The following is a 21,612-nucleotide window of genomic DNA, read 5'->3' as shown; positions in this document are numbered from 1 at the left end:
TTCCTTTCCGGAGGCTAGAACCACATGTCGCTCACCCTGCAGGTGAAGAACGAACTCGCGACGGTGCCGGTGCAGAAGCTGTGCTGCCGCCGTTCCGAGATCGCCACCACCCTTCGCTTCGCAGGTGGCATCCATCTGGTGCAGCATCGCCACATCACGATCGAGGCCGAGGTCGACACCGGGGGTGCGGCGCGACGACTTCGTCAGTCCATCCAGGAGGTCTTCGGCTTCGACACCGACCTCGTCGTCGTCAATGGCACTGGTTTGCACTCGAACACCCGGTACTTGGTGCGGATGGTGCGCGGCGGCGCTGATCTGGCTCGTCTGACGGGTCTGCTCGATCGTCGCGGTCGCCCGGTGCGTGGCCTACCGGTTCCGGTCGTCGGTGGCGGACGGTGCTGCCAGGCTGCCGCGTGGCGTGGCGCCTTCCTGGCCCGAGGTTCCCTGACCGAGCCTGGACGTTCCATGGCCATGGAAATCACCGCTCCCGGTGAGGAGGCCGCAATGGCCCTGGTGGGTGCAGCTCGCCGACTGGAGATCTCGGCCAAGCAGCGGAAGTCCCGACGCATCGACCGCGTGACGATCCGGGACGGTGACGCCATTTCCGCCATGCTGACGCGAATGGGCGCCCACGAATCGGTGCTGGTCTGGGAGGATCGTCGTCTCCGCCGTGAGGTGAGGGCGTCGGCGAATCGTCTTGCCAATTTTGACGACGCCAACCTGCGTCGTTCCGCCAGAGCTGCTGTCACTGCCAGTGCCCGGGTGGAACGTGCGCTGGAAATCCTCGGGGATTCCGTTCCGGAACATCTCCAGGTCGCTGGCCAACTTCGCCTTGAGCACAGAAATGCCAGCTTGGAAGAATTGGGTAAGTTGCACGAGCCTCCGTTGACGAAGGATGCCATTGCCGGACGGATTCGTCGTCTGTTGGCTCTGGCCGACAAGACGGCCCGTAACAACTGCGAGCCCACCACGGTGGAGAGTCTTCCTCCCGAGATGCGCGACGACCGCGCCTGATTGCCATCTCGGCGCCCATAACCGATCCTTGGCTCTTCCCACCAGGGAGGGATTCGCGCAACCGCATGGTCATTTGTGCGTCGATCTGATCGATGCTCGTGACCGTTCGCCCGTGACGTTGCCTTAAAGCGGGGCCAGGGCTTTGTTCATTGCCCTTGGTCGCTATGCTTGGAGATGTCCGAGTGCTGAACGCACAAACCTCATCTGGAGGAGATTCCTTAATGACCGTCAAGGTTGGTATCAACGGGTTTGGCCGCATTGGCCGTAACTTCTTTCGCGCCCTCTCCGAGCAGGGTGCTGACCTCGAGGTCGTGGCCGTCAACGACCTCACCGACACCAAGACCCTGGCCCACCTCCTGAAGTACGACTCCATCATGGGTCGTTTCTCCGGTGAGGTCAGCTACGACGATGACTCCATCACCGTTGACGGCAAGACCATCAAGGTCCTTGCCGAGCGCAACCCCGCTGACCTCCCTTGGAAGGAGCTCGGCGCTGAGATCGTTGTCGAGTCCACCGGACTCTTCACCGATGGCGAGAAGGCCAAGGCCCACATCGAGGCTGGCGCCAAGAAGGTCATCATCTCCGCTCCCGGCAAGAACGTCGACGGCACCTTCGTCATGGGCGTCAACAGCGACGACTACGACACCGAGAAGCACAACGTCATCTCGAACGCTTCGTGCACCACCAACTGCCTCGCCCCGCTGGCCAAGGTCCTCAACGACGCCTTCGGCATCGAGCGCGGCATCATGACCACCGTTCACGCCTACACCGGTGACCAGCGCCTGCAGGACGCCCCCCACAAGGATCTGCGTCGCGCCCGCGCTGCCGCCCTCAACATGATCCCCACCAAGACCGGTGCCGCCCAGGCCGTGGCCCTGGTCCTGCCGGAGCTCAAGGGCAAGTTCGACGGCCTCGCCGTCCGCGTCCCGACTCCGACCGGCTCCCTGACCGACCTGACCTTCCAGACCTCCAAGGAGACCACCGTCGAGGAGGTTCAGGCTGCCGTCAAGAAGGCTGCTGAGGGTCCGTTGAAGGGCATCCTGGCCTACACCGAGGATCCGATCGTGTCGAAGGACATCGAGGGCGACCCGCACTCCTCGATCTTCGACGCCACCGAGACCAAGGTCATCGGCAACCTCGTCAAGGTCCTCTCCTGGTACGACAACGAGTGGGGCTACTCCAACCGTCTGGTTGACCTCACCAAGCTCGTCGCCAGCAAGCTTGCCTGATCTCACCATCGTGAGCTGATGACGGCCCCGTGCCCATGCGGGCGCGGGGCCGTCATCCGTACCCGGGCCACGACGCTCGTGAAACGTCGTTCACGACCATCGCCTCAAGAAAGGGCTTCCACATGAAATCTGTTGAGGATCTCGGAGACCTGCGCGGCAAGCGCGTCGTCATCCGTTGCGACTTCAACGTCCCGCTCGACGGGGACAAGATCACCGATGACGGCCGCATCAAGGCCGCCCTGCCCACCCTGACCCAGCTGCACGAGGCCGGCGCGCGCACCACTGTGCTCGCCCACCTCGGTCGTCCCAAGGGTGCCGTCGACCCCAAGTACTCTCTGGCCCCGGTTGCCAAGCGTCTGGGCGAGCTCATGAACCTTGACGTCAAGCTCGCTGAGGACGTCGTCGGCCCGTCCGCCACCAAGACCTCCGAGTCCCTCGCCGACGGCGAGATCGCTCTGGTCGAGAACGTCCGCTTCGAGAAGGGCGAGACCAGCAAGGACGAGGCTGAGCGCACCGAGCTCGCCAAGAAGTACGCCTCCTTCGGTGAGTTCTACGTCTCCAACGGCTTCGGTGTCGTGCATCGCAAGCAGGCTTCCGTCTACGACGTCGCCAAGCTGCTGCCGAGCGCTGCCGGCTCCCTGGTCGCCAAGGAGGTCGAGGTCCTCGAGGGCCTGACCGCCGACCCGAAGCGTCCGTTCGTCGTCGTCCTCGGTGGTGCCAAGGTCGCCGACAAGCTTGCCGTGATCGACAACCTGCTCAAGGTTGCCGACACCCTTGTCGTCGGTGGCGGCATGTTGTTCACCTTCCTCAAGGCCCAGGGCCTGGAGGTTGGCAAGTCGCTGGTCGACGATGACTCCGTCGAGGCCTGCAAGAAGTACCTCGAGGCCGCCAAGGCCGCTGGCAAGCAGATCCTGCTGCCGACCGACGTCCGCGTCGCCTCTGACGTCGACTTCGACGCCCACACCGTCGGCCAGGTCGACGTCGTGCCCGTTGACGCCATTCCGACCGACAAGATGGGCCTTGACATCGGCCCGGAGACCGAGAAGGCCTACGCCGAGGCCATCAGGGGCGCCAAGTCGGTGTTCTGGAACGGCCCGATGGGCGTCTTCGAGATCAAGGGTCTCGAGCTCGGCACCAAGGCCGTTGCTCAGGCTCTCACCGAGGTCGACGGCCTCTCGGTGGTTGGCGGTGGAGACTCCGCCTCCGCCGTTCGCGCCCTCGGCTTCGCCGACGACCAGTTCGGTCACATTTCCACCGGTGGTGGCGCCTCCCTCGAGCTCATGGAGGGCAAGGAGCTGCCCGGAATCGCAGTCCTCAAGGAGAACAACTGATGTCTCGTACCCCGATCATGGCCGGCAACTGGAAGATGAATCTCGACCACGTTGCCGCCACCTCCCTCGTCCAGGATCTCGGTGAGGCCCTCAAGGCTGCCGGATACGACTCCTCCAAGTCCGAGGCCGTCGTCATCCCGCCGTTCACCGACATCCGCTCCGTGGCCACCATTATCGATGGTGACAAGCTGCCGATCGCCTATGGCGCCCAGGACATCTCCGCTCACGACGACGGCGCCTACACCGGTGAGGTGTCCGGCACCATGCTGTCGAAGCTGGGCTGCTCCTACGTCGTCGTTGGTCACTCCGAGCGTCGCGAGTACCACAACGAGTCCGACGAGCTGGTCAACGTCAAGGCCAAGAAGGCCATCGAGAATGGCATGACCCCGATCATCTGCTGTGGTGAGGACCTCGAGGTCCGCAAGGCCGGCAAGCACGTCGAGCACACCGTCGGCCAGATCAAGGCTGACCTCGACGGCATTTCCGCCGAGCAGGTCGCCAAGCTCGTCATCGCCTACGAGCCCATCTGGGCCATCGGCACCGGCGAGACCGCCACCGCTGACGACGCCCAGGAGGTCTGCCAGGCCATCCGCGAGGCCGTCAAGGAGCTCTACGGCGCCCCGACCGCCGAGGCCGTGCGCATCCAGTACGGCGGCTCGGTCAAGCCGGCCAACGTCGCCGAGATCATGGCCAAGCCTGATGTTGACGGCGCCCTGGTGGGCGGCGCTTCGCTCAAGGCTGGTGACTTCTCCAAGATCGTGACCTTCTACGAGGCTTGATCCGCAACAAGTTCAACGACGACCCCCGCACCACTCGGTGCGGGGGTCGTTTCGTCCCTGCGTTGATGTGTATGCACACTTCGCGCATAGTTCCGGGGCTCGATGTGGGGATCTGGCGGCTCGTGAGTTACCCTGTACGACGTGATTTCGGCTCCCCTCATGACCTGGCCCGTGCTGACGATGTCGATCATCCTGTGCGTGCTGAGCGTCATCCTCACCCTCTTCGTCCTCCTCCACAAGAGCAAGGGCGGCGGCCTCTCCGACCTCTTCGGTGGAGGTGTGTCGACCTCCATGGGTGGAACCTCCGTGGCTGAGCGGAATCTTGACCGTCTGACGGTCGTCATTGGCCTGCTGTGGCTGGCCTCCATCATCGTCCTGCTGGTGCTCTACAGCCATTCCTGAGCCGGAATCGGGCGGCAGTCTGCCGCGCCGGAGCACATGGGAGGGCTGATCCCTCCCGCCCCCAATGATGCTGCCCTCAGGCAGTATTGTGACCCCCCTTCGAGGAGAGTGAACGAATGTCAGGTGGAAGCGCCATCCGTGGAAGTCGCGTCGGTGCCGGCCCCATGGGAGAGGCAGAGCGCGGCGAGGCTGCCCCCCGTGAGTACGCCTCGTACTTCTGCGCCAACCACCACGTGATCCGCCCGGCCTTCTCGGCCGAGGCAGAGGTCCCCGACACTTGGGATTGCCCGAAGTGCGGTCTGCCGGCTAACCGTGACCAGGCGAATCCTCCTGCTCCGCCGAAGATCGTGCCTTACAAGACCCATCTGGCCTATGTGAAGGAGCGTCGTAGCGAGGCTGAGGCCGCTGCCATCCTCGCCGAGGCGCTGGAGAACCTGCGTCAGCGTCGCCGTGATGGCGAGGTCATCTATTGAGCAGCCATGACCAGCTCGTGGCAGAGCTGACCGCTCGTTGGCCCGAGCATCGCATCGGTCCCGGCCTTGACCGGGAACGTGCCCTTCTCGACCTGCTGGGCAATCCACAGCAGGCCTGCCCCGTCATCCAGATTGCCGGCACCAACGGCAAGGGATCGACGGCCATCATGATTGACTCGCTGCTGCGGTCCGCCGGCCTGCGGGTGGGACGTTACTGCTCCCCACATCTGGTCGACGTCACCGAGCGCATCTGCATCGACGGTCGTCCCGTCAGCCACGAGCTGTTCGACGAGACCTGGCGTCAGATCGAGCCGATGGTGGCCATGGTTGACGGTCAGCACATCGATGGCATCCAGATGACCTTCTTCGAGGTCGTAACGGCCATGGCCTTCGCAGCTTTCGCGGATGCCCCGGTGGATGTCGCTGTGGTCGAGGTCGGTCTGGGAGGACGCTGGGATGCCACCAACGTTGCGGACGCAACTATCGCGGTCGTCACCCCTGTCGCCATGGACCACATGCACATCCTTGGCAACACCATCGACAAAATTGCCGCCGAGAAGGCGGGAATCATCAAACCAGGTTGCACTCCGGTCATTGCTGGCCAGGAGCCGGAAGCCGCGCCGATCCTGCTTGCCCAGTGCACCGACGCCGGCGTCAAGCCGCTGCTGGAGGGCCCGGACTGGGGCCTGTTGGACCGCCGCAGTGGCCTCGGCGGCCAGGTGCTGCGTGTCCAGACTGCTTCCGGGCCGCTGGGGGAGCTGTTCCTGCCGATCTTCGGTGAACACATGGCTCACAACGCTGCCCAGGCTGTTGCGGCGACCGAGGCTCTCACCGGGCCGCTCAAGCCCGCCATCATCGAGCAGGGTTTGGCTGCTGTGGAGGCTCCGGCTCGTCTCGAGGTCGTCCGACGGTCTCCGCTCGTCATCCTCGACACCTTCCACAATCCTCACGGAGCGACGTCGGCGATGGCCGGGATGCGCGAATCCTTCGAGACTGAGCCCCTCATCGCTGTCGTGGCGGCAATGGCCGACAAGGACATCGACGGGGTACTGTCGGTGCTGTCGGACTCGGTGAGCCACGTCGTCGTCACCTCGATGCCGGACCTGCCGCGTGCCTTGAGTGTTGACGACTTGGCGGAGAAGGCCTCGGCTCATTGGGATGACGGCCACCTCACCCGGGTCGCGGACGTCCCCGAGGCCCTCGAGGAAGCCCTCCGCATCGCAGATGCGTCCGGGCCAGGGGCCGGTGTCCTCATCGCCGGATCGGTCGTGTTGGCTGGTCGTGCCAGGGCGATCCTGCGTCCTGACGGCACCATGCTCGACGCTCCGCAGACCGCCATCGTCGAGACCCCGGACCTGTCCCAGGAACAGATCGAGGCGATGGAGGGTCAGCGCCTCGACCCACTGCCTGACGATGACATGGTCACCGACATGAATGACGACGACGGAGGTTGGTGACGATGGCCGCGCAGCCCGGGATCGCAAGAGGCAGCTTCCTCACCCTGCCCGCGGGCAACCCGATGACGAAGGTCGTGGTGAGTTTCCTGGCCTTTGAGGTCATCGTCTTCGGTCTGACGATCCCGGGCATGATCCTGGTCTCCGGCATCAGTGTGGCCATGTCAGTTGTCCTGGGATGTGTCGGCATGGTCATCTCGATCCTCTGCGCTGTTGGCGTCCCCCGCACGTGGGGATACCTGCTCTCGTGGGCCCTGCAGATCTTCGGAATCCTGCTGGGGCTGGCCACCCCGATGATGTACGCCGTCGGGATCGTCTTCACCGCGATTTGGGTGTCCATCATCGTGCTGGGTAGGCGTATTGATGGAAACCTCGAGGTCCGCTGAGGTCGCGATCCGCGCTGCGATAGGTTGGGGCCATGACTGACACGGAACGTACCCTGGTCCTGCTGAAGCCGGACGCCGTTGAGCGTCATCTCATTGGCGAGATCATCAGCAGGTACGAGGCCAAGGGTCTCATCGTGCGCGCAATGGAGCTGCGCACCATTGATGTTGATACTGCATCCAATCATTACGCCGAGCACGTCGGACGCGACTACTACCCGCCGCTGGAGGAGTTCATCACCTCCGGGCCGCTGGTCGCCCTGGTGCTCGAGGGACGCAAGGCCATCCAGGTCGTTCGCGCCATGAATGGCAAGACCGACTGTGCAGAGGCTGCTCCAGGAACAATTCGTGGCGATTACGGCACGCTCAAGAACCGCAACCTCGTCCACGCCTCTGACTGTCCGGAATCCGCCGAGCGCGAGATCGGCATCTGGTTCCCGGATCTGGTGTGATCTGATTCCGTGATCCGGCCCGAACCGCCTACCATGACCGTTCGTGAGTACCCAGGATCTCCTCGGTAGGATTGAACCGCTGTTGGCCCGAGTCAACAAGCCCATCCAGTACGTGGGTGGGGAGCACAACAGCATCGTCAAGGATTGGCAGGACACTGATGTCCGCTGGGTCCTGATGTACCCCGACGCGTACGAGGTTGGCCAGCCCAATCAGGGCGTGGCCATCCTCTACGAGGTGCTCAATGAACGTGACTGGATCCTGGCTGAGCGCACCTACTCGGTGTGGCCGGACATGGAGAAGCAGATGAGGGCTGCTGGGATTCCTCAGTTCACCCTTGACGGTCACCGGCCGGTGCGCGACTTCGACGTCATGTCAGTCTCACTGTCGACGGAGTTGGGCTACACCAACATGCTCAATGCCATCAGTCTGGCCGGTATCTCCGTTCATCAGGTTGATCGCACTGACGACGACCCCATCGTCCTCATCGGCGGTCACGCCGCCTTCAATCCCGAACCCGTCGCCGACTTCATCGACGCCGCCGTCCTGGGGGACGGTGAGGAGGCCTCCCTGGAGATCTCCGAGATCATCCGGGACTGGAAGGAGGAGGGCCGGCCGGGCGGACGCGAAGGTTTGTTGGTGAGGCTTGCCGAAACTGGCGGGGTCTATGTGCCCTCCTTCTACGACGTCGAATACCTCGACGACGGAACGATCGGTCGAGTTGCCCCTAATCGTCCGGAGGCACCGTTCACCGTCTCCAAGCACACCGTCATGGACCTTGACGAGTGGCCGTATCCGAAGAAGCCCATCGTCCCGGTCGCCGAGACCGTCCACGAGCGTTACTCGGTGGAGATCTTTCGCGGCTGCACCCGCGGCTGCCGGTTCTGCCAGGCGGGCATGATCACTCGTCCGGTGCGCGAGCGATCCATCGACACCATCGCCCAGATGGTCGATGACGGCCTGCAGGCCACCGGTCTGGAAGAGGTCGGTCTGTTGAGCCTGTCGAGCGCCGACCATTCGGAGATTTCTGACATCACCAAGGGGCTTGCGGATCGCTACGAGGGGACGAATGTGTCCCTGTCCCTGCCGAGCACTCGCGTCGACGCCTTCAACATCGATCTGGCCAACGAGCTGAGCCGCAATGGTCGTCGTTCCGGTCTCACCTTCGCTCCCGAGGGAGGCTCGGAGCGGATGCGCCAGGTCATCAACAAGCAGGTGACCGAGGACGACCTCATCCGCACCGTTGCCACCGCATTCGGCAATGGTTGGCGTCAGGTCAAGCTGTATTTCATGTGTGGTCTGCCCACCGAGACCGATGAGGATGTGCTGGGAATCCACGACATGGCCTCCCACGTCATCGAGGCCGGTCGTGTTGCGGCCGGACGCAAGGACATTCGGTGCACGATCTCCATCGGCGGATTCGTGCCCAAGCCTCACACCCCTTTCCAGTGGGCCGCCCAGGCTTCTGCCGATGAGGTCGACCACCGTCTGTCCGTGCTGCGAGATTCCGTTCGCGCTGACCGCCAGTTCGGTCGGTCCATCGGCATGCGCTACCACGACGGGCGCCCCGGCATCATCGAGGGGCTGCTTTCGCGCGGTGACCGACGGGTCGGCAAGGTGATCGAGGCCGTCTGGCGTGACGGGGGAGTTTTCGACGGTTGGAACGAGTACTTCTCCTACGACCGGTGGGTGGCCTGCTGTGAGCAGGAGCTCGAGCCGCTCGGTGTCTCCCTGGACTGGTTCACCACTCGTGAGCGTGATTACGAGGAAGTGCTGCCCTGGGACCATCTTGACTCTGGACTTGACCGCGACTGGTTGTGGGACGACTGGCAGGACGCCCTGGACGGCGAGGCCGTCGACGACTGCCGCTGGAACCCCTGCTACGACTGTGGGGTGTGTCCGCAGATGGGCACCGAGATCCAGGTGGGTCCGTCAGGTCATTCACTCATCCCGCTGACCCCGGTCGAACCTGACCTCACCCCGGCGAAGGAGGCCTGACGATGTCGAAGCGCGCCCAGAAGCAGCCCGAGCAGCAGGCCCCGCCGAAGCAGAGGCTGAGGATGCGGTACGCCAAGCGCGGTACCGCCAGGTTCACCTCTCACCGTGACTTCGCCCGCGCCTTCGAGCGAGCTCTCAACCGGGCCCACATTCCGATGGCGTACTCGTCGGGATTCAGCCCGCACCCGCGTATCTCTTACGCCAACGCCTCGGCCACCGGGGCGGCCTCGGAGGCCGAGTACCTCGAGGTGGCGTTGGCCGAGATCTGCGACCCGGACAGGGTCCTGACGGTCCTTGGCGCCGAAATGCCACCCGGCATGGAGGTGCTGGAGGTTGTCGAGACTGATCGCACCCCCTTCACCGAACTGTTGACAGCGTCGGCCTGGCTCATCGCGCCCGTTGGTGAGGTGGCAGGGCTGGCCGAGGCCGTGGAGGCCGTCATGGCAGCCGAGACCGTCGAGGTGAAGCGGATGACGAAGTCCGGTATGCGCACCTTCGACGTCCGCGCAGCTCTCATCGGTCTGGACGTCTGGGACGGGAAGCTGCGGCTCATGCTGCGTCACGTCACTCCGCTGGTTCGTCCGGACGACGTACTGCGTGCTTTGGCCGAGAAATGCCCGGCGCTGGACGTTGATGCCGCGCGGGCGACGCGACTGGCTCAGGGTGCCTGTGTCGAGGATGCCAGCGGGGTCTCGACGGTACTGACCGACCCGTTTTCCGGGGTTGCCGTGACGGTGTGGTGACGTCGTCGTCACTGTGCGGTATCTGGCATCGACCCCTGTGACGTGACATACTGGGACTCAGGTGAACGGGGTGCCACCCCACTCGACGGTTCTTACCGCGACGCCGAGAGGCGACCGCGGGGGACTCGAGGGCTCACCGAAAGCTTTTGCCCCATGCCGGGGATGACGCCGTCAGTACAGCGCGAGGCGTTTGCACACGTCTGCGGAAGGATTTTCGCAGGGCCGTATCCGGGTGGGCACTGACCGTGCCGAAAGGCCAAGGAGAGCACAATGCTCGACGAGACTGACAACACCACATTGAATTCTGACGAGAATTCCACCGCTGAGATTCCCGCTTCTCGACGCCGTCGGGTCGCATCGCGTCCTGCCGGGGCTCCTGTCCAGGGCGAGACCGAGAGCGCCTCGGTGACGATCACCGCCGCCGGTACCGGCGGCTCCGTCATCACCTCCGATGCCGAGGCATCTGACCTTCCTCGCCCTCCGATGGGACGCCGTCGCAAGGCCGCCAAGGCTGAGACCCCCAAGGTCGAGGAACCCAAGGCTGCCGAGCCGAAGACCGAGGACACGATGTCCGAGGAGATGACGGCCGGGGCTGAGAAGCCCCGTCGCACCCGTACCCGCCGCAATGGCGACTCCGCTGCCAAGTCCACCCGGACGAGGACCAGGAGCACCCGTGCAGCCGCCGAGAACGAGTCCCCGTCCGAGGCCGACAGCACCGAGTCTGCCGCTGGGACGAACGATGATTCCGAGACCCGCACCACCCGTCGTGGCGCATCCGAGACCGCTCCGTCCGTCGAGACCGAGCGTGGCACCTCCCAGCGTCGTCGCGCCACTCGCCGTCGGTCCTCCCGGGCTTCTGACAAGTCCGAGGAAAATGCCGAGGGCAAGGCGACCATCACGGACGCCAAGGATGACAAGAGTGCCAAGGACAAGGGATCTGACGACGATCCCATCAATGCCGCGCTGACCAAGGCCAAGGCTCAGGCCCGCAATCACAAGGTTGAGGGAACCTTGGCCGATCCCTTCGGGCTCAAGGACGGCGAGGAGCGCTCGGCCAGTGACATCCTCGACTCCTTGGCTGTCGAGATCGGCGGGGGAGAGGCCGCCGTGCCGAAGAAGCGTCGTCGTCGCGCCACTCGTCCGTCCGAGGCTGGCAATCACGCTGAGGTGACCGCCGAGAAGACCGAGGGGGCAGCCGAGGTCGAGCCTGAGAAGGGCAAGGGCGGAAAGAGCTCCGGCGAGAAGAACGAGAAGTCGGACGAGAAGACTGCTGATTCCGTCGAGGAGGAGACGACCTCCGAGTCCGAGGACTCCACCTCCGAGGAGGAAGGCCAGAACCGTCGTCGCCGTCGTCGGGGCGGACGTCGTCGTCGGCGCAGTGAGGACACCGAGGACAACTCTTCGGAGGACGAGTCGGACGACGATGACGACTCGGGGAACAGCTCTGAGAATGGCTCGGAGTCCCGGAACTTGGATGCCACCCGTCGTCGTCGCCGTCGTCGTCGCCGCCGTGGTGAGGACATCAGCGGTTCTGACGACGATCCCAGCGAGGTCGTCATCAAGGTTCGTGAGCCGCGCTCGCGTCAGTCGGTGGCTGACGAGGTCACCGGCATCGAGGGCTCGACTCGTATGGAGGCCAAGAAGCAGCGTCGCCGTGAGGGGCGTGCCGCCGGTCGCCGACGCAGTGCGGTCATCACCGACGCCGAATTTCTGGCTCGCCGCGAATCGGTGGACCGCAAGATGGTCGTCCGTCAGTCCGACGAGTACTCGCAGTTGGCGGTGCTGGAGGACGGCGTCCTCGTCGAGCACTACGTCGACCGTGCCTCGGCCGCGTCCTCGATCGGCAGCATCTACTTGGGCAAGGTCCAGAACGTCCTGCCCTCGATGGAGGCCGCGTTCATCGACATCGGCCGTGGTCGCAACGCCGTGCTCTACGCCGGCGAGGTCGACTGGGCCAAGTACGGCAAGGAGGGTGAGGACAAGCGCATCGAGCATGCCCTGAAGTCGGGAGACCAGGTCCTGGTGCAGGTCACCAAGGACCCGGTGGGCGCCAAGGGTGCTCGTCTGACCAGCCACATATCGGTGCCTGGACGCTTCGTCGTCTACTCGCCCGGCGGTCATCTCTCGGGAATCTCCCGCAAGCTGGCCGACTCCGAGCGCAAGCGCCTCAAGAAGATCGTCGAGAACAACATCCCGTCGGATGCCTCCGTCATCGTGCGCACTGCCGCAGAGGGAGCCACCGAGGAGGATCTTGTCCGCGACATCAACCGTCTCAAGGCTCAGTGGGAGGTCATCGAGCGCAAGGCCAGCACCAGCAAGGCGCCGCTCATGCTGTACTCGGAGCCGGACCTGACGGTGCGCATCATCCGCGACCTGTTCACCGCAGACTTCTCCGAGCTCGTCATTGCCGGCAACGGTGGCTCGGACGACGCCTACGACACCATCAAGGCCTATGTCGATCACGTCGCCCCGGAGATGGCCTCGCGCCTGACCCACTGGGAGGACGCCGACAAGGACCCCTTCACCGAGCACCGCATCGACGAGCAGGTCGCCAAGGCCCTGGAGCGCAAGGTCTACCTGCCCTCGGGTGGGTCGCTGGTCATCGACCGCACCGAGGCCATGACGGTCATCGACGTCAACACCGGCAAGTTCACCGGATCTGCCGGCAACCTCGAGGCCACCGTCACCGCCAACAACCTGGAGGCGGCCGAGGAGATCGTCCGTCAGCTGCGGCTGCGCGACATCGGCGGAATCATCGTCGTCGACTTCATCGACATGGTGTTGCCGACCAACCGTGAGCTCTTGGTCCGTCGTCTCACCGAGTGCCTGGGACGGGATCGCACCCGCCACCAGGTTGCCGAGGTGACGTCGTTGGGTCTGGTCCAGATGACCCGCAAGAAGATCGGCACCGGCCTGGCCGAGGCCTTCACCGAAGAGTGCGAGGCCTGTGGCGGCCGTGGCTACCACCGTTTCGACAAGCCGGTGGATTCCCAGGCCCCGGCCGATGGTGGCGAGCGTTCCAAGGGCCGTGGACGCGGTCGCAAAGGCTCCTCTGGCAAGTCCCATTCCAAGTGAGGATGGGCCCGGATAAGGGCGGTGGACGGCTGTTTTGACCGCCCACCACAGGAAATGTAAAATGGGTAGCCGGTCCGGCGCGAGTCGTCGGTCAGGTTTGTCCGGGGCCGTTGGTTCCGGCCCCCGGAAATGTACGACAAGAACGAGAGTAGGTCAGGCGTGTACGCGATCGTGCGTAGTGGTGGCCGCCAGCACAAGGTGGCAGTGGGTGACGTCGTCGAGATCGACAAGGTCGCCGACGAGGCGGGCAGCAGCATCGAGCTGACCCCGCTCCTCGTGGTTGATGGCGAGTCCGTCACCTCCGACAAGGACGCGCTCGGAAAGGTCAAGGTCACCGCTGAGGTTCTCGGCGAGACCAAGGGTCCGAAGATCCGCATCCTCAAGTACAAGAACAAGACCGGCTACAAGAAGCGCCAGGGGCACCGTCAGAAGTACACCCAGGTCAAGGTCACCGGAATCGAAGGCTGAGGTAGACAGACATGGCACACAAGAAGGGCGCGTCCTCTTCGCGCAACGGTCGTGACTCCAACGCTCAGCGTCTCGGCGTGAAGCGTTTCGGCGGTCAGCTCGTCAACGCTGGCGAGATCATCGTGCGTCAGCGCGGCACTCACTTCCACCCCGGTGACGGGGTTGGCCGCGGTGGCGACGACACCCTCTTCGCCCTGCGTGACGGCAATGTCGAGTTCGGCACTCGTCGTGGCCGCAAGATCGTCAACGTGAACCCCGTGGAGGTCCCGGTCGAGGCCTGAGTCCCCACACACAGATGTTGATCGGCCCCCGCCTTTGAGGTGGGGGCCGATCTGCGTCTGGGGGATCGATCTGAGCGGAATCGGGAACTCGGTACCTGAGCATTTGTGTGCCTGTGACTTGGCGGAACCTGAGAATTATGCCGGGGATTGCGACTGTCGTCGGATCCTCCCAGCGACCGTGGTCGTCACTGTGTCGCGATCGCTGGAAGTGACGATATGGCGACCTACTCTCAAGACTTGGTCGTTATCGACCCTGTGACGATGGGAGATCAGAGAACCGTGGGTAATCGGATATTCAGCGAGGACGAGAGGTGGCTGTACCGGATCGAGCCGGGGTCGGACGCGCCGACCTTGGTGTCGACGGGGCCGATGCCCAGGATTACCGCGCCGCTGGCACCGATTCGTTCCTCTCGGCCCGCCGCGGCTGAGTCTCACAACCCTCGGGCTGCCCAAGCGGCTCCCGCGCCGAAGGTCGAGCCCCGTCACCGGTGGCCTCGGCCCTATGAGGTGGCTGCTGGTGCCTGCGCCTCGGCCGTTGCGACCGGAGTCGTGGGAGGCCTGGGAATCGGCGGGACGATGATCGGTGCCGCCGTCACCAGCCTCGTCATCGCTTTGGGCGGTGCCTTCTTCACCAGATGGTTCTCCCGGACCCACGACAATGTCTCGGGAGCTCGTCAACGTCGAGGGATGTGGACCCGCATGGTCACAGTGGCCCTCGTCGTGAGTGTGCTCACCGTTGTCGTCGGGGTGCTGTGGTTGGCACCATCGGCCGGTCAGGAAGCCGGATCCTGGGTACACCGAGCCACCGGCTCGCTCGAGCAGTGGCGGGAGTCAGCTCAACGTGCCTGGCCCTATCTCAAAGCTGCCTGGCACGCCTTCCGGTGAGCCTTCTCACGCCGTCGTTCACCGAGGGCGTGACCCTTTGTGTACTGAGTGCAGGTTCTGCACTTGATGCAAACACTGCACTCAGTGCATAATTATGGGTGTGACTTCACCAACAGCAATCCGCACTCAGGGCGTCATTCGCCGTGCCGCAATGGAATTGGCGGTCGAGAAGCCGGTGGACGAGGTCACAGTCGACGACATCGCTGAGCGTGCTGGGGTGTCGCGACGGACCGTGTTCAACCACTTCCCGTCCAAGTACGACGTCTATCTGCCCCCGGTGGTCGCCCACTCGGAGGAGGCCCTCGAGACCTTCGCGACGGACACCTCGACGTCACTGGCCGATGCCATTCGCACCCTGCTCGATGCCCGGTGGCGAAACTTCGACGTCAACCTCGACGATCTGCGAGAACTCATGAGGATCAGCGGGGAGAGCACCGAGCTTCGGATGGCCCTCAAGGAGACCGTTGACTGTCAACGTGCTGCCCTCATGACGGCAGCTGCTCGCCGAATCGGCCGCTCCGAGGACTCTCTGGAAGTCCTTGCCCTCGTGGGCACCATCCAGGCGATGGAGCGCTCAGTCTTCCAAGCGGCCATGGTCCGTCCTGGGGCCAGTTCTGCCGAGGTGGTCGGCACCTTTGACCGGGTCGTCGACGTCTGGGTCAGGCTGTCCGCGGAATTGGCCGGCGATCGGGTGCCGGTCTCGACGCAGTGAGCGACGAGCTGACTCGTCACAACCTGCGCGACAACGCGCCCCACACTTCCCATCCGACATCATCAGAAAGCTGTGACATGTCTGCAACTGCTGCCGCTCCTGAGGCTGCCAAGTTCAAACCGGACCGCCGGTTCTGGGTCGTCTACCTCTGCCTCATGATGGTGATGTTCCTGTCCTCCCTGGACCAGACGATCGTTGCCACCGCTTTGCCGACCATCGTCGGTGACCTGTCCGGCGTCGAGCACATGGCGTGGGTCATCACCGCGTACACCCTGGCCATCACCGTCGGTATGCCGCTGTATGGCCGTCTCTCCGACCTCATCGGTCGTAAGACCCTCTACCTCATCGCCATTGGTCTGTTCCTGCTGGGCTCTGCCCTGTGCGGCACCGCTGGCACCATGACCACCTTCATCTTCTTCCGTTTCATCCAGGGGCTGGGTGGCGGTGGCCTCATGATCTTGTCCCAGGCCATCACCGGCGACCTCATCCCACCGCGGGTTCGTGCCGCCTACATGGCGCCGATGGGCGCGATGTTCGGTGTGTCCTCGGTGCTCGGCCCGCTGCTGGGCGGCTGGCTCACCGACTCGATCTCCTGGCGCTGGGTGTTTTGGATCAACCTGCCGCTGGGTGTCGTGGCCTGGGTGGCCTGCCTCATTGCCCTCAAGCTGCCCAAGCATGAGCTGACGACAAAGATTGACTGGCTCGGGCTGACCCTCATGGATGTCGGCGCTGTGGCCGTCGTGCTGCTGGCCACCTGGGGCGGTTCCCAGTACCACTGGTTGTCCTGGCAGATCATCGGCCTGGGCGTCGTCGCGGTCGTGGCGTGGGCCGTGCTGCCCGTCGTCGAGCGTCGGGTCGCCGATCCGGTGCTGCCGCTGGAGCTGTTTCACAACCGCACCTTCGTCGTCTCGACGATCATCGGAATGCTCGCCATGGGCGCCATGTTCGGTGTGCTGGCCTATCTGCCGACCTACATGCAGATGACCTACGGTTACTCGGCCACGGTGTCTGGTCTACTGCTCATCCCCATGACCATCGGTATTCTGCTGTCCGCGACGATCACCGGTCTGCTGACCTCCAAGATCGGGCGGTACCGCATCTTCATCATCATTGGTCCGATCGTCGCTGCCGGTGGCATGGCGCTGATGTCGACCCTGAACCAGGACTCCCCGGTCTGGCGGATCATGGGCGACACCTTCGTCCTCGGTCTGGGCATGGGCATGTTCTTCCAGCTGCTCGTCATGGCGGTCCAGAACGACGTCCGCCCAACCCTGCTGGGAACGGCCACCAGCCACAACAATTTCTTCCGTCAGATCGGTGTGTGCCTGGGCTCTTCTCTCATCGGCGTGGCCTTCACCACCCGCCTGACCAATCGTGTCACGGACCTGTTCACCTCCCTGGCCACCAGCAAGGATCCGACCGTTCTCAAGGCGCTGGGCTCGATGAGCTCGTACAGCCACGCCGCAGCCTCGTTGACCCCGGGTGCCGTCAATCAGATGCCTGACGCGATTCGGGACGGTATCGTCCAGGCCTACGTCAACTCCCTGACCCCGCTGTTCCTGTGGATGGCCCCGATGGTTGCTGTAGCAGGTCTGCTGGCCTTCCTCCTCAAGGACGTGCCGCTGTCCCACCACACTGGTATCCAGATGCGCGCTGCGTCCGAGTCCAAGGAGAGAACTTCTCAGGAGACTTCGGCAGCCTCCGGTGACGCCGTGGAGATTCCGTCCCAGGACGCCTGCGCCGAGGCTTCGGACGGCCCGAAGAGGGACGAGCTCTCCGGTACGCCACGGCATGCCGCGGATTCGGTGAAGGTTGAAGCAGGTCCGCCACGTCGAGCTGCTGGACCGGAACGACCAGCACAGGCCTGACAGTTCGGGACGCGCCACCTGGATGGGGTGGCGCGTCCCGGCGTCTAGACTTGGGATCCACCCTGGGCCAGACGGCCCGACCCCATCTTCGAGGAGCAGAACATGGCCATCCCGTCCTTCGTCGACCGCGCGACGCTGACCGCCGTGGCGGGCAAGGGAGGACACGGCTGCGCCTCCATCAAGCGTGAGAAGTTCAAGCCGTTGGGCGGCCCCGATGGTGGCAACGGCGGTCATGGCGGATCGGTCATTCTGCGCGTCGACCCCCAGGTGACGACCTTGGTCGACTATCACTGGCAGTCCACTCGCAAGGCGACCAACGGCGAGCCTGGACGCGGTGACAACCAGGCCGGGGCCAACGGCTCCGACATCGTCCTGGGTGTTCCCGAGGGCACGGTCGTCTCCGACGCCGACACCGGCGAGCCACTGGGAGACCTCGTCGGAGTGGGATCCGAGCTCGTCGTCGCGGCCGGTGGTCGTGGCGGTCTCGGCAATGCAGCGCTGGCTAACTCGGCGCGCAAGGCCCCCGGTTTCGCCTTGCTCGGTGAGGCCGGAGAGGAACGCAAGGTCCTGCTCGAGCTCAAGGTCGTCGCCGACATCGGCCTGGTGGGATTCCCCTCGGCCGGAAAGTCCAGCCTCATCGCGGCGATCTCGCGAGCCAAGCCGAAAATCGCCGATTATCCCTTCACCACCCTGGTGCCGAATCTGGGCGTGGTCGTCGCGGGGGAGACGACCTACACCGTTGCGGACGTGCCTGGCCTCATCCCGGGGGCCTCGCTGGGCAAGGGCCTTGGCTTCGACTTCCTGCGCCACATCGAGCGTTGCCGGGCCATCGTCCACGTCATCGACTGCGCCACCTACGAGCCCGGTCGCGACCCTGTCACCGACCTCGACGTCATCGAGGGGGAGCTTGCTGCCCATGGTGGCCTGGAGGATCGTCCACGTCTGGTGGTGCTCAACAAAGTTGACGTCCCGGACGCCGCTGACCTGGCCGACATCGTCTTCGACGATGTCGCCAAGCGTGGCTGGGCGGTCTTCCGCGTCTCGACGAAGTCGGGAGAGGGGCTCAGCTCCCTCAAGTTCGCCATGGCCGATCTGGTCGAGAAGGCTCGCGAGGATGAGCCCGAACCCGAGCCGGAGAGGATCGTCATCCGGCCCAGGCCCAAGGAGGAGGGTCCGGCCTTCTCCATCAAGCGTCAGGGCGACGGTGAGGGCGGCTTCCTGTGGCGTGTGACCGGTGACAAGCCGGCTCGATGGGTCGCCCAGACCGACTTCGACAACCCGGAGGCCGTCGGCTACCTGTCGGATCGTCTCAACCGCCTGGGCGTCGAGGAGGAGCTGCTGGCCATGGGTGCCATTGCCGGTGATGCCGTCGCCGTCGGTGGTGAGGACGCCGTCATCTTCGACTTCGCCCCGCAGATCGAGTCGGGTGCCGAGCTGTTGTCCCGCCGCGGTGAGGACCAGCGTCTGGAGACCGAGCGTCCCTCGGCCACCCGTCGTCGCGAGATGGATCGCGAATATCACCGCGCCCGTGAGGAATACGGCCAGGTCGGTCGCGATCCACGGGGTGAGTCGTGGCGTGCCCGTGTCGCCGAGGAGGAGCGGTTCGAGGGCCGTGACTGATCAACGTCAAGTCATTTCCGCGGCCACCACTGTGGTAGTCAAGGTCGGATCATCCTCGTTGACCCTGCCCGGCGGCGGGATCGATGTTCGCCGTGTCGACGAGCTGGTCGACGTGCTCAGCGAGGTCGTCGCGGACGGCAAGCGGGTCGTCCTGGTGAGCTCAGGAGCCATCGCCACCGGTTTTCCAGCGATGGGAATGACCCACCGCCCACGGACCGTGGCCGGCAAGCAGGCGGCAGCCTCGGTCGGGCAGGGAATCCTGCTGGCCCACTACACGTCACGGTTTGCCAGCCACGGGTTGCGGGTCGGACAGGTACTGCTGACCGTCAATGACCTGGTCCGTCCCACCTCCTATCGAAATGCCTGGTCGACCCTGGACACCCTGCTCGAGCTGGGAGTCGTGCCAATCGTCAACGAGAACGACACCGTTGCCACCGGGGAGATCAAGTTCGGCGACAACGACCGACTCGCTGCCCTGGTGGCTGAGCTGGTGCGCGCTCAGGCCCTCGTGCTGCTGTCTGACGTCGACGCCCTCTACACTGCTCATCCGGATTCCCCGGACGCCCGTCGTCTGGATGTCGTTGAGGACATTGACGCTCTGGAGATCGACACCCACAAGGCCGGATCCGGGGTCGGCACCGGGGGCATGACGACGAAGCTGGAGGCCGCCCGAATGGCCACCAGCGCGGGGGTCCCTGTGGTGCTCGCATCGGCTTCGGATGCCCGTGGCGTCCTGGGTGGGGCAGCCGTGGGCACCTACTTCCGACCGATGGCGACGCGGCGGTCCCGGCGTCTGCTGTGGTTGGCCGACGCCGCCACCCCGCAGGGTCAGATCGTCATCGACGAGGGGGCCGTCGAGGCCCTCACCACACGCCATTCGTCGTTGTTGGCGGTGGGTGTCACTCGGGTTCACGGGGATTTTCAGGCGGGCGATCCGGTGACGATCCTGGCCCCGGACGGTCGGCTCGTCGGGCGCGGCATTGCTCAGTTCTCCCATGACGAGGTGCGCGTGATGAGAGGACGTTCGAGCGCCTGGCTGGCCGCAGAAATGGGCCCGGCGGCGTCTCGGGAGATCATCCATCGCGACGCCATGGTGTTGAGCCGTCGTCGAACTACCAAGAAGTGACTCACCGTCGCTGTGGTCACCATGGTGGTGTTGCCCATCTGACGAATACCATGTGGCCATGAGCTCGCGAGTCATCGAACAGGCCAAGGCTGCCCGATCTGCCGCCACGGTGTTGCGTCGGCTGCGTCGCATCGACAAGGACGACCTGCTGATGGCCATGGCCGCCGGGTTGCGCCAGAACGTCGACGACATCCTGGCCGCCAACCGTGCTGATGTCGATCGTGGCCGCGGAAACGGGATGGACGAGGCCCTTGTCGACCGTCTCACCCTCACCCCGGAACGGGTCGAGGGAATGGCCGTCGGTCTGGAAGGGGTCGCTCGGCTCGACGACCCCGTCGGTGAGGTCGTGCGTGGCAGGCACACTCCGCTGGGAGTCAAGGTGGAGCAGGTCCGGGTGCCGATCGGCGTCATCGGGATCATCTACGAGGCTCGTCCCAATGTCACCTCTGACGCCGCCGGTATCTGTCTCAAGTCCGGTAACGCCTGCCTGTTGCGAGGATCGTCCTCGGCTCTGGAGTCCAACCGTGCCGTCATCGCGGCGATGCGTTCCCGGTTGCCCGAGGAGATCCGTGAGGCGGTGCAGCTCGTCGAGGGTGGCCATGAGGTCACCGACGAGCTCATGGCTGCCCGCGGGTACGTCGACCTGCTCATTCCGCGTGGTGGGGCCGGGCTCATCAACGCCGTCGTCTCCGGGGCCGAGGTGCCCGTCATCCAGACCGGAACCGGTAACTGCCACCTCGTCATCGACGTCAGTGCCGATGTGGAGATGGCAATCGGCATTGCCGTCAATGCCAAGACGCAGCGTCCCAGTGTGTGCAATGCCGTCGAGACGGTGCTGGTGCATCGGGGAATTGCGGACACCGCGGTGCCGCTGCTGGTGGACGCCATGAGCGATCGCGGAGTGACGGTGCATGGCGATGAGGACAGTATTCGGCTGGATCCCCGCATCGTGCCGGCCGAACCCGATGAGTACGACGACGAGTACCTGTCCCTGGACCTCGCGCTGCGCATCGTCGACGACCTGGAGGAGGCCGTCGACCACATCGCCAAGCACGGTTCGGGCCACTCGGAGACGATCGTCACCAAGTCGATGACCTCCCAGGAGTTCTTCACCTCCAGCGTCGATGCCGCGGCGGTGTTGGTGAACTGTTCCAGCCGGTTCGTCGATGGCGGGGAGTTCGGATTTGGTGCCGAGATCGGTATTTCCACCCAGAAGCTCCATGCCCGCGGACCGATGGGTCTGCGGGAGATGACGACGACGACCTACGTCTTGCAGGGCGACGGTCAGACCCGTCCGTGAGGCTGTCCTTGACCGTCCAAC

The 21,612-nt window shown here is 64.6% G+C and carries 20 protein-coding genes; all 20 read left to right on the top strand.

Annotation, left to right across the window (positions count from 1 at the left end; genetic code table 11):
* The first annotated feature begins 24 nt into the window (after positions 1–24).
* The 20 genes from whiA to HMPREF9153_RS10125 all read left to right on the top strand — a co-directional run bounded on the left by whiA (position 25) and on the right by HMPREF9153_RS10125 (position 21,591).
* Positions 25–1,014 (top strand): DNA-binding protein WhiA, encoded by a 990-nt coding sequence (whiA, locus tag HMPREF9153_RS10220; RefSeq protein WP_004811756.1) that lies wholly within the window; start codon positions 25–27, stop codon positions 1,012–1,014.
* A 221-nt stretch (positions 1,015–1,235) separates the two neighbouring features.
* Positions 1,236–2,243 carry a type I glyceraldehyde-3-phosphate dehydrogenase gene (gap, locus tag HMPREF9153_RS10215; protein WP_004811755.1) on the top strand — a complete coding sequence of 336 codons (1,008 nt, stop codon included), beginning with the start codon at positions 1,236–1,238 and terminating at the stop codon, positions 2,241–2,243.
* A gap of 122 nt (positions 2,244–2,365) precedes the next feature.
* Entirely contained in the window at positions 2,366–3,574 is a 1,209-nt protein-coding gene (locus HMPREF9153_RS10210) for a phosphoglycerate kinase (RefSeq protein WP_036980172.1), read from the top strand.
* Positions 3,574–4,353, top strand: a complete 780-nt coding sequence (gene tpiA, locus HMPREF9153_RS10205) for a triose-phosphate isomerase (RefSeq protein ID WP_004811753.1) — start codon at positions 3,574–3,576, stop codon at positions 4,351–4,353. The genes HMPREF9153_RS10210 and tpiA overlap by 1 nt, the downstream gene beginning before the upstream one ends.
* A gap of 159 nt (positions 4,354–4,512) precedes the next feature.
* Positions 4,513–4,755 carry a preprotein translocase subunit SecG gene (gene secG / locus HMPREF9153_RS10200; protein ID WP_016667361.1) on the top strand — a complete coding sequence of 81 codons (243 nt, stop codon included), beginning with the start codon at positions 4,513–4,515 and terminating at the stop codon, positions 4,753–4,755.
* Between the two features lie 116 nt (positions 4,756–4,871).
* The gene (locus tag HMPREF9153_RS10195; RefSeq protein ID WP_004811751.1) at positions 4,872–5,228 is read left to right on the top strand and encodes an RNA polymerase-binding protein RbpA; all 357 of its coding nucleotides are present in this window, start codon (positions 4,872–4,874) and stop codon (positions 5,226–5,228) included.
* Positions 5,225–6,685 carry a bifunctional folylpolyglutamate synthase/dihydrofolate synthase gene (locus HMPREF9153_RS10190; protein WP_004811750.1) on the top strand — a complete coding sequence of 487 codons (1,461 nt, stop codon included), beginning with the start codon at positions 5,225–5,227 and terminating at the stop codon, positions 6,683–6,685. Before HMPREF9153_RS10195 ends, HMPREF9153_RS10190 begins: the two co-directional genes overlap by 4 nt.
* Positions 6,682–7,068 carry a DUF4233 domain-containing protein gene (locus HMPREF9153_RS10185; RefSeq protein WP_015582954.1) on the top strand — a complete coding sequence of 129 codons (387 nt, stop codon included), beginning with the start codon at positions 6,682–6,684 and terminating at the stop codon, positions 7,066–7,068. Before HMPREF9153_RS10190 ends, HMPREF9153_RS10185 begins: the two co-directional genes overlap by 4 nt.
* Before the next feature lie 32 nt (positions 7,069–7,100).
* On the top strand, positions 7,101–7,517 hold the full coding sequence (gene ndk, locus HMPREF9153_RS10180) for a nucleoside-diphosphate kinase (protein WP_004811748.1): 417 nt from the start codon (positions 7,101–7,103) through the stop codon (positions 7,515–7,517).
* Positions 7,518–7,560: 43 nt separating this feature from the next.
* Positions 7,561–9,513, top strand: coding sequence for a TIGR03960 family B12-binding radical SAM protein (locus HMPREF9153_RS10175; RefSeq protein WP_004811747.1), 1,953 nt, complete (start codon positions 7,561–7,563; stop codon positions 9,511–9,513).
* A gap of 2 nt (positions 9,514–9,515) precedes the next feature.
* Positions 9,516–10,256: a TIGR03936 family radical SAM-associated protein gene (locus tag HMPREF9153_RS10170; RefSeq protein ID WP_004811746.1), complete on the top strand. Its 741-nt coding sequence runs from the start codon at positions 9,516–9,518 to the stop codon at positions 10,254–10,256.
* Positions 10,257–10,823: 567 nt separating this feature from the next.
* On the top strand, positions 10,824–13,331 hold the full coding sequence (locus tag HMPREF9153_RS10165) for an Rne/Rng family ribonuclease (RefSeq protein ID WP_417033769.1): 2,508 nt from the start codon (positions 10,824–10,826) through the stop codon (positions 13,329–13,331).
* Positions 13,332–13,490: 159 nt separating this feature from the next.
* Positions 13,491–13,799 carry a 50S ribosomal protein L21 gene (gene rplU / locus HMPREF9153_RS10160; RefSeq protein WP_002515641.1) on the top strand — a complete coding sequence of 103 codons (309 nt, stop codon included), beginning with the start codon at positions 13,491–13,493 and terminating at the stop codon, positions 13,797–13,799.
* Positions 13,800–13,810: 11 nt separating this feature from the next.
* A complete protein-coding gene (rpmA, locus tag HMPREF9153_RS10155) occupies positions 13,811–14,080 on the top strand; it encodes a 50S ribosomal protein L27 (RefSeq protein WP_004811744.1) in 270 nt (89 codons plus the stop codon).
* 198 nt (positions 14,081–14,278) lie between these two features.
* A complete protein-coding gene (locus HMPREF9153_RS12430) occupies positions 14,279–14,965 on the top strand; it encodes a hypothetical protein (protein WP_036902358.1) in 687 nt (228 codons plus the stop codon).
* Positions 14,966–15,065: 100 nt separating this feature from the next.
* Positions 15,066–15,677 carry a TetR/AcrR family transcriptional regulator gene (locus HMPREF9153_RS10145; protein ID WP_036902360.1) on the top strand — a complete coding sequence of 204 codons (612 nt, stop codon included), beginning with the start codon at positions 15,066–15,068 and terminating at the stop codon, positions 15,675–15,677.
* 77 nt (positions 15,678–15,754) lie between these two features.
* The gene (locus HMPREF9153_RS10140) at positions 15,755–17,545 is read left to right on the top strand and encodes an MDR family MFS transporter (RefSeq protein WP_036980167.1); all 1,791 of its coding nucleotides are present in this window, start codon (positions 15,755–15,757) and stop codon (positions 17,543–17,545) included.
* Positions 17,546–17,647: 102 nt separating this feature from the next.
* Entirely contained in the window at positions 17,648–19,165 is a 1,518-nt protein-coding gene (obgE, locus tag HMPREF9153_RS10135) for a GTPase ObgE (RefSeq protein ID WP_004811740.1), read from the top strand.
* A complete protein-coding gene (gene proB, locus HMPREF9153_RS10130) occupies positions 19,158–20,291 on the top strand; it encodes a glutamate 5-kinase (RefSeq protein WP_004811739.1) in 1,134 nt (377 codons plus the stop codon). Before obgE ends, proB begins: the two co-directional genes overlap by 8 nt.
* A 52-nt stretch (positions 20,292–20,343) precedes the next feature.
* Complete coding sequence (locus HMPREF9153_RS10125) at positions 20,344–21,591, top strand: glutamate-5-semialdehyde dehydrogenase (protein ID WP_004811738.1); 1,248 nt, start codon at positions 20,344–20,346, stop codon at positions 21,589–21,591.
* Positions 21,592–21,612: the final 21 nt, after the last annotated feature.

Origin of the sequence: Cutibacterium avidum ATCC 25577 (assembly GCF_000227295.1) — a bacterium.
Classification (GTDB): Bacteria; Actinomycetota; Actinomycetes; order Propionibacteriales; family Propionibacteriaceae; genus Cutibacterium; species Cutibacterium avidum.
This window is presented reverse-complemented; position numbering and strand designations above follow the sequence as displayed.